We start from the raw sequence: 13,164 nt of genomic DNA on the forward strand, positions 1-13,164 counted from the left end.
TTGTTCAGGTGCTTTTTTACAATCAGGATATACCAAATTAAGTTCAATGGCACGTTATTCTCCTGCCAGATTCAGCAGTACCCGTTTCAATCTGTTTAATCCTTCCAGTAAAATGGGTCTGGCACAGGCAATATTCAGACGGATAAAAAAATCACTGCCTTTACCGTACATGGCACCAACATTTACCTGTAAGTGAGCATCCTCCAGTAACATCTGTCCCAGCTTTCGGCTAGGGATTTTCAAAGCCGAACAGTCTATCCAGACCAAATATGTACCCTCCAACGGAACAACTTTCAACGCCGGCAGATGCCCAGCCACAAAATTTTTTAAATAACGATAGTTATGATGGATATAGACCAGCGCTTGCTGCAACCAGTCCTCGCCATGTTGATAAGCAGCAATTAGCCCCGTGATCGCGAACGGACTTATGCTCGCAATCTCATTGACCAGAAAGGCATGCTGCACCTTCTTGTTCAGCAGCGGATCTGCTACAATGACAGTGGCAACTTGTAACCCTGCCAGATTAAAGGTTTTACTTGGCGCAATGCAGGTTATTGTATTCGCAAGAAAGTCCGAATTGATCGTTCCGAAAGGAATATGCTGATTTCCTTCAAAAACCAGGTCGCAATGGATTTCATCCGAGACAACAAGAACATCATGCTTTAGGCAGATTTCACCAAGGCGTTCAAGCTCCCCCTTGGTCCACACCCTACCCGCCGGATTGTGTGGACTGCAGAGGATAAAAAGTTTTACCTTTGGATCGCTCGCTTTAACTTCGAAGTCTTCGAAGTCTATCGTATATTGTCCATCTAGGTACCGGAGGTCATTAGAAACTACCTCACAGCCATTGCGTTCGATGGATGAAAAAAAACAGTGATACACGGGTTCCTGGATGAGCACTTTGTCTCCAGTTTCGGTCAATGCGGCAACAATTGCCGACAGGGCCGGCACAACACCCAAAACCGGAAGTATCCATTCGCGCTGCAATGGAAAACCATGTTTACGTTTAGACCAGTCTGATACCGCTTCATAAAAAGCATCCGGAACTTTCGCATAGCCATAAACGCCATGTTGGACACGTTCCGTCAGCGCCTCTATAACCTGCCTTGAAACAGAAAAATCCATATCAGCAACCCAAAGCGGGATTAAATCAACATAGTCCAGCTGGTTCCATTTTACGGAATCGGTGCCCCTACGGTCGATTATTTCATCAAAATTGTAGATCATAAGGCAATTTACTCAAAAATAAAACGTATTGCCAATAAAATCATTGGGAAAAATTGCTTACCAAAATGATTCAAATCCAGCTCAAAACACAATGGATATCCCTCGGCAAAACAATTACAGATCGGTAAAGTGAGCTATTAGCAAAAGTTACGCAAATTAGACCAACTTCAGCAGCAAACATAAATTAAGTCAGTGCAAAACAAAGGGAAAGATTATATTTACATAAAATTTAAGAACGATATGGCCAGGGGCAATTTTTCATGGAAAGATAGAATCCGAAGTTTTAGTCACGCCCTCAACGGATTAAAAATTGTTGGGCAAGAAGAACATAATTTCAGGATACACCTCGTTGTAGCAATTTTAGTAATTATACTTTCCTGTCTGCTCCGAATCAGCCGTTATGAATGGCTGGCCATTATTCTTTCCATCGGTTTTGTTCTCGTTTGTGAATTGCTTAATACCACCATCGAACACCTCGCTGATTTTATCTGCCGGGAAAAAAATCCCAGCATCAAAAAAATCAAGGACATTGCCGCGGCAGCAGTTCTGCTAAGCAGTCTAATGGCCTTGCTGATCGGACTGATCATATTCACCCCAAAGCTCCTGTCAATGAACTCATTGTCCCAGCTTTTCTAAAACAAATTTCTGATCATATACCAATTTGTCCGGAGCAACAAATGACATCTTACCGCCTTTATCTTCCATTGCACCATATCCTTCAACGACGCGGTTTTTACCAAATTTGAAAGCTACCTGACGGATGGATTGCTGTCCCTCGGAGGAAAAGGTATAGTCCGCCAATAAAATGCTGTCTTTAAGAACACCATCTATATGCCCTATATTTCGATCTTTCTCTTTCCAGATATAATTGAGATCGCCATGTACCTTATCGCCATCAATAGCGATTGTTAACGAAATTGTATCTCCGTTTTTGAGGTATTGATAAGTCCCATTTTCAGCAACTACTGCTGTAGCACTTGTGATATCTGACCCCATTTGTACAGGGTCACTTTGCTTTTTTCCGGTTTGCTGACAGGCAGCGGCAAAAACCAGTAATGACAATCCAAAATTGATTATTTTCATGTGAATAATTTCTTTTAAAATATGCAGCTAAAGCTGATCAATACGCGTTGGGGAAAGTCTGTTCACACCGTGATCGATACTGCCGAACAGCTTATATCCTCTATCTTCGTTTATTGATATAAATAGCAATCAAAACAGTATATTGTTTTAAATAACTAACATTTAATATTTTGGAATTAAGAAAACAAAAATCACACCAATATTGTTTATAAGTTATAATGCGATAAAAGATTAAAAATAAACAATTTAGGAACAATAAAATTATCCCTAGCGTATTGTAAAGCTAATTTTTATTAGTAAATTGTACACTATAAAATTCAGGAATTCTTAACCAATATTAGTATGAAAGATGTAAGCTTTAAGAAATTTGATAGTGGGTGTACATCCCTCGCTAAATTATCCATTGAAACAGATTTGGCTATTATTGTTAAAGAGAACGTTTCTATTTCTTCGGAATCGAAAATAGAAAAGCTTCGACGCTGTAAAGAAGAGTTATTGAAAAGCCTTTGGTTCGTTCAGCGCCAGTGTTGATATTTAATTCATTAAATTAATAGTCCGAACATTTTTTCTTGAAAAAGAAAGCCTCCCCAACTCTATTTTATATTGGAGAGGCTTTTTTATGATGGATTAAGCGTGTTGTTCAGCATTATCAGAGCGATTTCAAGTGCTTATAGTTTGATTTGATGGTATCCCAGACTTCTTCAAAGTTGCCTGACAGCATCAATTTCGCCATACTTTCGGTCATTCCCTTCATTTGGCTAAAGGAAATTTTAGGAGGCATGGCCAAGGCATTTGGACTGGTATAAATATCAATAAGCACAGGTTCATCCATTATGCGAAACGCTTCACTGAGTACACCATCGACCGCTTCTGGTTGAGTCACGGTAAATGCGCGGATTCCCATCGCCTGTGCGACCATGGCGAAATCCGGATTGACCATATTCGTTTCCTGATCCTTCAAACCGGCCACCTGCATCTCTAGCTTGACCATCCCAAGCGAACGGTTATTAAATACGATCAGTTTTATTGGCAGATTATACTGTTTTATCGTAGCCAAGTCCCCGAGCAGCATCGAAAGACCTCCATCACCGCAGAAAGCTATAATCTGTCTTTCAGGATGTGTCAATGCTGCACCAATTGCCATCGGCATGGCATTCGCCATGGATCCGTGATTAAATGATCCAAGCATCTTACGATCCCGCCGCTGATTGATATAGCGTGCTCCCCATACACAGGACATGCCTGTATCCACCAAAAAAATAGCGTCGTCGCTCGCCTTTTGGTCAATCGTATGGGCCACAAACTCCGGTTGAATAGCACATTCACTACCCGAATCATCCACATAGATCATTAAATCCTCTTTTACTTTCTCGTAAGCTGCCAATTGTTTTTCAAGAAAACCTGAATCGCTTCTTGCCTCCACAAATGGTAAGACAGCTTTCAGCGTATGCTCAATATCGCCGACCAGGCCATAATCCACGATCGACCGTCGGCCGAGTTTCTCTCCTTCGATATCTATCTGAACAATCGTTTTATTGGTAGGTATAAAATCCTTATAGGGAAAATCTGTTCCCAATAACAGGATTAGATCGGAATGGTGCATACTCTGAAAGGCCGAGGCAGTTCCCAAAAGTCCTGTCATACCGATTTCATTGGGATTGTCCCGTTGAATATCCAATTTAGCCTTAAACGAATAGCCTACCGGTGCATGAATTTTCTGGGAGAGCTGAACAATCTGTTGCCGCGCATTCTTAGCACCAACACCACAGAATAAGGTCACTTTTTCTGCCTGATTGATATATTGTGCCAAACGACCAATTTCCAGATCAGAGGGTCTCACCTGTGGCTGTGTAAAAAACACTTTTGAAGAAGTATTCATATGAACGGCTTCCATTTCAGAAACATCCCCCGGTAAGCCGATGACAGCAACATCGCGTTTGGAAATCGCTTGCTGTAATGCGTTTTGAACCATACGCTGTACCTGTTCCGGACGGGTAATCATCTGATTATAACAAGAACAGTCGTCAAACAATTTAATCGGATTGGTTTCTTGGAAATAGTCTGTACCAAACTCATAGGTGGCACAGGTCGAAGCAATTACCAACATCGGAACACGTGTCTTATGCGCCTCGTAAACACCATTGATCAGGTGAACATGGCCTGGCCCACTACTTCCAGCACAGCAGGCAATCCCGTGCAGATCCGCTTCGGCGGTCGCAGCAAATGCACCGACCTCCTCATGCCTAACATGTATCCATTGCATGGTTCCATCCTCATGAACAGCCTCATTAAAAAAATTCAAACTATCTCCCGTCACGGCATAAATACGTTTGATTCCCGCATCTTTTAAAATACCAACGATCTGGTGTGCTACATTTTTCATACCCATATGATGATTTAAGATTTTGATATCACGACGATGTGTTGATTACGCTATCGCTTCTTTATAACAACAATATTGCGAAACAATGGTTTTGGGTATTCTATTATTGAAGAAAGTACATACCGATCGATCCGTAGTTTTCAGAACAGAGATGACGATTGCAGGCCACGTTTTGCAAGAAAGACGCTGCCTAAAAAAACAGGCTGCTCCCATCGTATCGAGGAGCAGCCTGTTTATTCAACGCTATGAAAGTTTGGTTACTTGATCTTATTGGATAATTCGGTTACAAATGCTTTAGCATCATTGAGGTCATCATTCCAGGCAGCATAACGTCTAGATTTTTTTAGTTTGGCAATTTTTGCATTCAGTTTTGCCAAATTCGTTTGATCGTTAGATTTTTCCAACTTTTCTTTCAGTATATTCACTTTGGTAAAATCCTGAATACCTTCCAACATACGCTCATAACGAATCGAGCTACGACCTTGCGGATAAACAATATAAGTGTCTCCAGCGGGCCATGTACGGAATCGTGAATCCTGCAGCGGATTGGCTACCCAGGAATTAAAGGCCCAACGTAACGCGCCATCAAATCCCGCAGCGAGTGCGTACCACCCCAGATAGGTCGATTCTGCCGGATCAGAAAATGTAAATTGATTTGGAAACTCATCTGAACAGCAAACATAGAATGTAGTGATATACCCTTTTTTACGTCTTTCAATTAAATCATTTTGATCGAAAGGATCGCCTACAGCAACACTGATATCGGTACTTTTTTGATAACGCTTATAACTTTTATGGTTGTCTGCAAAAGCAATTCCAAATTCAGGTACAACACGTTCCAAAAGTTCTACTGCTGGATCCATCTGCTCCTGTGCCCGCTCATCCATCGCGATATTGGTAATTTTCAACCAACCTTTGGCGCTGACATGTTTACTAAAATCCTTTAAGAAAGGTGTCCATAGCTCCTCAAATACTGGCGTTCCGGGTTTTGCGACAACATTGACCAGTTCATTTTTTGCTTCATCAAAATAATGTACTTCATTATTCCATGGCAATAATGAATAGCAATTGATCTGTTTGTTAATTCCCAGATCCATCATAAATTGCACCCACCTGTCAAATACCGCATAGTTATAACTCCAGGATCCGTCTTTTGCTTTCTTCCAGGTAATCATATCCGCATAGGGATCATAAGTCTGTACATTCCAGGCATCCTTATTTAACGTCGCCGTAATGACCTTCTGCCCTGCAGCAGCCAGCTGCTTCATTGTTGGCTTTAAGGCTTCAAAATGCTCATCACTCCACATCTTAACATTGTTGACACGTGCTACGGATGATGGATGTTGCCACTGATCCAAATGGAATGACCATTGTGAAGCTGGTGGTAATACCTGATCTTGAACATTAACAGTCAGATCCAAATTTTGTATCACCTTACCTTTTTGTTTAACAGCAATGACTGTCTTATATTGACCTGCCGCTGCTCCAGCAGGTACTTTTACAGTAATCCATACCGGACGGACGCGCTTTGCTTCGAGATTATAGCTTTTGAGATCATCCAACATATCTGCAGAAAGTGCGGCCTTAAAGTCCTCAGGTTTACGATAACCACATCCCTCCGCAAATTCATCTGTCATCACATAGCGAACAAATCGTGCTTGTACGGCTTCAGCCGAAATAGATTTGCCAGTAGTTGATTTTAAATCACCTGTCGAAACAACAACATCAGAGGCTGCTGAACTAGTCCACAGGAGTATCTGCGCAGATACCTGCTCCCCTTTCCAGGCATCCACCCTGTTATTGGGCTGGATAGCGATGTTGGGATTTAAAGATTTTGGAAAACGTTTATCGATCGACACAAACGATGCGTGCACACCAGGTTTAACATTTGACCAATCAGAAAGCGTATCCCTTGACGGGTCCGCCATTTCAGTAAAGGTCGTCCCCACAGCATAACGCCCCTGAGAAAAACCTTGATTATTGCCGCAAAATAATAGACATGCGAATGCAATAGTAGAATAAATAGTAGTTTTAGGCATAACAGTTGTAATTAACAAAAAAAGCAAACATTTTCTGTTTGCTTTAAAAATACTAAAATTTTATTTATCTCCACTTAACTTTGCTCAAAAATTCTAGAAAGTGCAGTATAGAGTTCTGGATGGTTTTTTTGAAATTTCGTTGGATTTTCAAAAAAGTATTCGGATGCGACAGCAAAAAACTCTCCGGGATTAGTCATGCCGTAAGTGTCAATATCGGATGTATGTTCTTTGATCTTGTTAATTTCCTCCCGTATTAAATTCATAAAAGGAATTATGGCAGCCTTATCCAATAAATAAGTCGGAACGCCGTCTACTGTACCATCTGTTTTGTCAATGAGATGCACAAATTCGTGGATCGCGGTATTCTGTCCGTCATTTGGATTTTCAAAACCATATTCCAATGCCGATTTGGATAAAATCATCTGTCCATTCATAGCACCCTCACCTACCATTCCCATAATATTCCGGTTTGCATGTCCTTCGAATTGGTAATCTGCATTAAAGTGTGATGGGTAAACCATAATATTGGTCAGGTTTGGATAAGTCCATTTCTTAAAGGCAAATATCGGAATAACGGCGCTCGCAGCAATGAGCATATAATCTTTCAGTTCCAGGGTTACTCCCACACCTTCAATCTTGACCGTATCCAAAAATGCCAGACAGCGCGTTTCAAACTCCTGTTTATCGACAACTGAAAGATGACGATAGTAGGCAACCTCCTGTTCCAGTATATTTTTCCCCTCATCACTCAAAACACGTTTAATTGCCTTATTATTTTTAGAAGTACGGTTCAACAGGTAATAGACAACATAAATCACTACTGGTAAGAGCAGTATAATAAAAATCTTTTCCAACATATTATTTTATCTTTATCCAACGTGGGTCTCTGGCTTGCAAATTACGCAAAAAGCCTTTAAAATGAGATGTCCCAAATAAGATTAAAATTTTCTGCTGAGGGGCATCAGCCACCAGGGAGGCCAGATTTTCTTCTCTTTGCTGCATAACAAATTCTTTGTCAAACTTATTTTTGAGCGCTGTTTTTATCGGTTTGCAGCTATAAGGTGCATTTAGTGGGGTATTATAGTCGCAGGCATCCAGCTGTATGGTACCATAACGGTATTCAAAATCATCCAGTAATTTGTTTTTAGGAATGTCAGCATTGACAGCAGTTTCATAGTTGACCAGAAAAAAAGAATAATCCGGCTGGCTGATAATACGCTGTCCCAGTTTGCGGTACAATGGAGCTCTCAATACGCGGGAAGTATCTCCGGGAGTTTCAATACATTGCTGCAGTCCGAGGCGATTACCAGTCAATTTTCTAAACTTGCGGTCATAAAGGTCGCGTTGAGCTGCGCTATCCACCTGATAAGCGATACTTTCATAAAAAACGACATATCCTGATTTTTGAAGAGAATCTACAGCAGTCTGTATCTGATCATAATATACGCGAGTCCCTAAATGCCGCATCGGAATATAAATGATACGGCGATCGCCGTTATGGAGTTCAAATTTCCGCGATGCATCCCGCAAAACGCCTGTACTCTGCACCATTAGGGAAGTATCACAGGCGGCCAGTACGATCAACACAAAAACAAGGGAGATAATCTGTTTTAACTGCATTTTTTTATTACAATAACACGCAATTATAACAATATATTATCTCCCTTGTTTAAATAAATTTATACTGTTGTCAGCCCGATAGTGGTACCACTCGGGATAACGGCATTTTTCTTGATGACCACGATGCCATCACAAACCGTGTAAGTCTGGTGGTTAGCATCCAATAAATGAGGACCGCCATTGATGCGAACATCATTTCCAATGCGACAGTTCTTATCCAGAATCGCATTTTCGATATAGCAACGTTCTCCTACTCCTACAATAGGCATATTTTTTCTTTTGGCTTCGTCCATATCTGAAAAGTCCTCGTAATAGTCTGATCCCATCATATAGGTCCCGCGTACCACCGAACCGATACCGATACGCGAACGCACACCGATCACAGAACGGTCGATCTTATCGGCATGAATAATACATCCATCGGAAATAACGGAGTTGATCAAGGTTGTCCCCGAAATCTTAGATGGTGGCAACATGCGTGGTCGCGTAAAAACCGTATTTTTATCAAACAGGTTAAAGGCCGGAATATTATCGGTCAGCCCGATATTGGCTTCATAAAATGAGCCGATCGTTCCGATATCTGTCCAATAGCCCTCATATTGATAACTGAGCACTTTTATATTTTCAATCGCATCCGGGATAATTTCTTTTCCAAAATCCATCCCACTGTTTTCTTCCAGCAGACGTTTTAGTACACCTTTACTAAACACATATATACCCATAGATGCGAGGTACTCCCTTCCCTCCGACTTCAAATGATCGCTCACTTCTGAACTCCAGTCCGCCAGCTGTTCCCGATTGGGTTTCTCTATAAACGAGGTAATGTGGTTGTGCTCATCCGATTTAAGAATTCCAAATCCTGTTGCGTCTTTGCCGTTGACAGGAATGGTCGCAATTGTCAAATCGCCTTCATTCTGTACGTGAAAATCCACAAGTGCATCAAAATCCATCTGATAAAGCTGATCCCCTGACAAAATTAAGACGTAATCGTAATCTATGCTTGCCAGCTTTTTGAAGGATCTGCGCACGGCATCTGCTGTACCTTCAAACCATTTGTCACCATCATTAGTTTGTTCAGCCGCTAAAATGTCGACAAAACCCTTACTAAAAATACTAAAGTTGTACGTATTCTTAATATGCGAATTCAATGAGGACGAATTGAATTGTGTCAACACAAAAATCTTATTGAATCCCGAATTGAGACAATTCGAGATGGGGATATCAACCAAGCGATATTTTCCTGCAATAGGAACAGCTGGTTTAGACCGTTGATCGGTCAAAGGATATAGACGCGAGCCCCTTCCCCCGCCCAGAACGATAGCTACTACATTGTGATGTGACATATCAAATTAAATTAATTGGTTATATAGACTTATGTATTTTGCTGCGGATTTATCCCAGGAAAAATCCAAACTCATTATTTTGTGCTGGTTGTCCTCAAATTCAATCCTATTTTCATAGTATTCGACCGCCCGGATAACCGCCTTTCTGATTTCAGCCACCTCAAGCGACTCAAAACCAACGCCGTACCCATTGTTTTCCAAATCAATGACCGTATCTTTCAGACCACCCACACGGTGTACAATCGGCAAAGTACCATACTTCATGGCATAAAGCTGATTGAGCCCACAGGGTTCAACCCGTGAAGGCATCAAAAGAAAGTCTGCGCTTGCATAAAGCCAGTGCGCAAGATTTTCATCATAACCAAAGAACACATCCAAATTTTCTATCTTTTCATCCACGAGCATTTTTACCCGTGACTGAATTGCCGGATCCCCGGCACCCAATATAAATATACTCAATCTGCCCGAAAAATTTTCCGTCAAATCCAAAATTATATCCGGCAACAGATCAGCGCCTTTTTCGGTCGCAAAACGCCCTATAAATACGAGCAAAGGGAGCTTCGGATCAATTTTATATTGTTGCGCAAGTGCCTGCTTATTTTTAAGTTTACCTGCAAAGGCTGAAGCAAGATCGTAATTTTCAATCAAGGTATAGTCTTTATCCGGACTCCAGATATCCCAATCAATTCCATTGACGATACCGACGGACTTGTGACGCTCGTCATAAAACAGATGCTGGAGACCATTTGCCTCCACGTAGAGTTCTTCAAGATACCCCTCCGAAACGGTCGTATAGGCGTCACAGCACTTAATCAATGCGGCAAGTGGATTGATCAGACCATCCCAATCCAAAAGCCCCCATTTCCAGCTGTCGAATCCGGGTAATAGAATTGCCTTGCTCCAATGTGTCCAGCCCTGGTATTGACCGTTGTGTACTGTCGCAACAGTCATCACTCCGGAAAGGAAATTATATTCATTGCTATACTTCATCAGAAAAGGCATCAAGCCAACATGATGATCATGGCAATGCACAATATCCGGTATTATTGCCTTCGCTTTGAACCAGTTTAATACCGCATGCTGAAAAGCTATAAACTGCTCTCCTTCATCCGGATAACAGTAGACCTCCTGACGATCCAGTTTACCCGGTATTTTTATTAAATAGAGTTCAAAACCAAGTGTGTTTTCTTTTTCTTTAAAAACAGAATAGTTCAATAATTCAGACCCTTGATAAAAAGCTCCCTCTTGAATTACATCAAAGGAATGCTCCCTAACAAATGGGCGATCATACCAAGGCATGATCACCGCCGCTTCCACGCCAAGTTTAGTTTGATACTTGGGCAGTGCACCAACGACATCCGCAAGACCACCAACCTTGGCAATTGGGTAACATTCGACACTTAAATGAAATACTTTCATCTGTACATATTTTTCCTCCATCGCGCAGATGGAACTTATCCTATTAAAATTTACTTTCACCGACCCTCTCCGGTCATGGACACATCACCCTAAACAGGAACGCGTTCCGCAGACTTCACGGGAGCGGTTTCTTCTCGATCCTTCTTACGTTTGAGGATATAGCCACCAAGCGGTGGAAGATCTACCTGAGCAGACTGCGCCCGGTTCATCCAATGCAGTTGTTCACTTGCAACATGTTGACTACAGATTCCTGAACCGAAATAATGAAGATCGTCCGAACTTAATACCACTTCCCATTCACCAGCATAAGGCAGACCTATTCGAAAATCTTCACGGACAACAGGCGTCAGGTTGATTACGATCACCGTATCATTCCAGGAGTCAAAAGCTTTACGCCAATAGACCAAAACCGAATTTTCCCGGTCGCCGGCATCTATCCATTCAAATCCAGATGAATCAAAAGCTCTTTGAAAGAGACTGGGCTGCTGCCGATACATCGCATTTAAGTCTGCCACAAATTTTTTCATTCCCTGATGCGGCATAAATTCCAGCAGATGCCAATCGAGCGATTGATTCACGTTCCATTCAGACGTTTGGCCGAACTCGCCCCCCATAAACAGCAGTTTAGTTCCCGAAAAAGTGTACATAAACAGGTATAAAGCCCTCAAATTGGCAAATTTTTGCCACTCATCACCGGGCATTTTATAAATAAGAGGCTGTTTTCCGTAGACAACTTCATCGTGAGACAAAGGAAGCATGAAATTCTCATGAAATGCATATACTGTAGCAAAAGTGATGCGATCATGATGGTACTTTCTATTGATCGGGTCTTCCTTAAAATAATCCAGGGTATCGTGCATCCACCCCATCATCCATTTCATCCCAAAACCCAAGCCTCCGGCATAGGTCGGCCTACTCACTCCCGGCCAGGATGTAGATTCTTCAGCGATCGTCTGCACATCTGGAAAATGAGCATACACAGCCTCGTTAAATTCTTTTAGAAATTGAACAGCTTCGAGGTTTTCATTACCACCAAACTCATTCGGAATCCATTCACCCGCATTTCGGCTATAGTCTAGGTATAACATCGAAGCCACAGCATCGACACGAAGCCCATCGATGTGAAAGCGATCCAGCCAATAGAAAGCATTGCTGATCAGGAATGAACGCACTTCATTGCGTCCATAATTAAAAATATAGGACTGCCAGTCTGGATGAAAACCTTTCCGCGGGTCTTCATGCTCATAGAGACTCGTACCATCAAAACGAAAAAGTCCGTGGGCATCCCCCGGAAAATGTGAAGGCACCCAATCCAGTAGCACGCCAATACCCGCAGCATGTAATTCATCAATCAAGAACATCAGATCCTGAGCGGAGCCATACCGCGAACTTGCTGCAAAATAACCCGTAATCTGATAACCCCAGGAAGGATAATAGGGGTGCTCCATCAGCGGCATAAATTCCACATGTGTAAAATTCATTCCCTTAACATAAGTCACCAATTGCACGGCGATCTCGCGGTAATTTAATAGTGTATCCGGGCTCTCCGGATCCCTTGCCCATGACCCCAAATGCAGTTCGTAGACCGACCAAGGTTGATCCAGTCTATTCTTTACGATACGCTCCTTCATCCAGTTGCCATCATTCCATTCATACCAAGTCGAATGAACAATGGAAGCTGTCTTAGGGGCTACCTCCCACCTGAATGCAAATGGATCACCTTTTTCCAGTTCCTCTCCCGATGAAGTCTGAACACAATATTTATAGGTTTCACCATTGGCTATTCCGGGAATGAATCCTTCCCAGATGCCACTGGTATCCCAACGGACATTTAACGGATGACTCCCCTTGTCCCAAAAATTGAAGTTTCCCGTTACGGAAACGGATTTTGCATTTGGGGCCCAAACCGCAAAATAAACGCCTCTTTCACCCTCTACTTCCAGTTCATGCGAACCAAATTTTTCATACAGTTTGAAATGCCTGCCCGCCTGGAACAGTGCGACATCAAATTCCGAAAAAAGACTATGCGGTATTACTTGATTGGCCATGT

10 protein-coding genes are annotated in these 13,164 nt (G+C 42.0%); 1 reads left to right on the plus strand and 9 read right to left on the minus strand.

Features of this window, described 5'->3' with window-relative positions:
* Positions 1–54: 54 nt before the first annotated feature.
* Positions 55–1,227: a MalY/PatB family protein gene (locus ABTV71_RS18825; RefSeq protein ID WP_433900681.1), complete on the minus strand. Its 1,173-nt coding sequence runs from the start codon at positions 1,225–1,227 to the stop codon at positions 55–57.
* Positions 1,228–1,467: 240 nt separating this feature from the next.
* On the opposite strand from ABTV71_RS18825, the gene ABTV71_RS18830 reads away from it, so the two are divergent.
* On the plus strand, positions 1,468–1,863 hold the full coding sequence (locus ABTV71_RS18830) for a diacylglycerol kinase family protein (protein WP_121124077.1): 396 nt from the start codon (positions 1,468–1,470) through the stop codon (positions 1,861–1,863).
* Here ABTV71_RS18830 and ABTV71_RS18835 read toward each other — a convergent pair.
* The 8 genes from ABTV71_RS18835 to glgB form a co-directional block, all read right to left on the minus strand.
* Positions 1,843–2,310: a hypothetical protein gene (locus ABTV71_RS18835; RefSeq protein ID WP_121123550.1), complete on the minus strand. Its 468-nt coding sequence runs from the start codon at positions 2,308–2,310 to the stop codon at positions 1,843–1,845. The genes ABTV71_RS18830 and ABTV71_RS18835 overlap by 21 nt on opposite strands.
* Positions 2,311–2,959: 649 nt before the next feature.
* Positions 2,960–4,693: a thiamine pyrophosphate-dependent enzyme gene (locus ABTV71_RS18840; protein ID WP_245971301.1), complete on the minus strand. Its 1,734-nt coding sequence runs from the start codon at positions 4,691–4,693 to the stop codon at positions 2,960–2,962.
* Positions 4,694–4,950: 257 nt separating this feature from the next.
* Positions 4,951–6,732, minus strand: coding sequence for a glycoside hydrolase domain-containing protein (locus ABTV71_RS18845; protein ID WP_433900682.1), 1,782 nt, complete (start codon positions 6,730–6,732; stop codon positions 4,951–4,953).
* Between the two features lie 74 nt (positions 6,733–6,806).
* Positions 6,807–7,589 (minus strand): zinc-dependent peptidase, encoded by a 783-nt coding sequence (locus ABTV71_RS18850; RefSeq protein WP_433900683.1) that lies wholly within the window; start codon positions 7,587–7,589, stop codon positions 6,807–6,809.
* A gap of 1 nt (position 7,590) precedes the next feature.
* Positions 7,591–8,352: a hypothetical protein gene (locus ABTV71_RS18855; RefSeq protein WP_433900684.1), complete on the minus strand. Its 762-nt coding sequence runs from the start codon at positions 8,350–8,352 to the stop codon at positions 7,591–7,593.
* A 59-nt stretch (positions 8,353–8,411) separates the two neighbouring features.
* On the minus strand, positions 8,412–9,695 hold the full coding sequence (locus tag ABTV71_RS18860) for a glucose-1-phosphate adenylyltransferase (RefSeq protein WP_121123560.1): 1,284 nt from the start codon (positions 9,693–9,695) through the stop codon (positions 8,412–8,414).
* 6 nt (positions 9,696–9,701) lie between these two features.
* On the minus strand, positions 9,702–11,114 hold the full coding sequence (locus ABTV71_RS18865; protein ID WP_433900685.1) for a glycogen synthase: 1,413 nt from the start codon (positions 11,112–11,114) through the stop codon (positions 9,702–9,704).
* An 89-nt stretch (positions 11,115–11,203) separates the two neighbouring features.
* Positions 11,204–13,162 carry a 1,4-alpha-glucan branching protein GlgB gene (gene glgB / locus ABTV71_RS18870; RefSeq protein ID WP_433900686.1) on the minus strand — a complete coding sequence of 653 codons (1,959 nt, stop codon included), beginning with the start codon at positions 13,160–13,162 and terminating at the stop codon, positions 11,204–11,206.
* Between the last annotated feature and the right edge of the window lie 2 nt (positions 13,163–13,164).

It is taken from the genome of Sphingobacterium puteale, assembly GCF_050986225.1.
GTDB lineage: Bacteria > Bacteroidota > Bacteroidia > Sphingobacteriales > Sphingobacteriaceae > Sphingobacterium > Sphingobacterium puteale.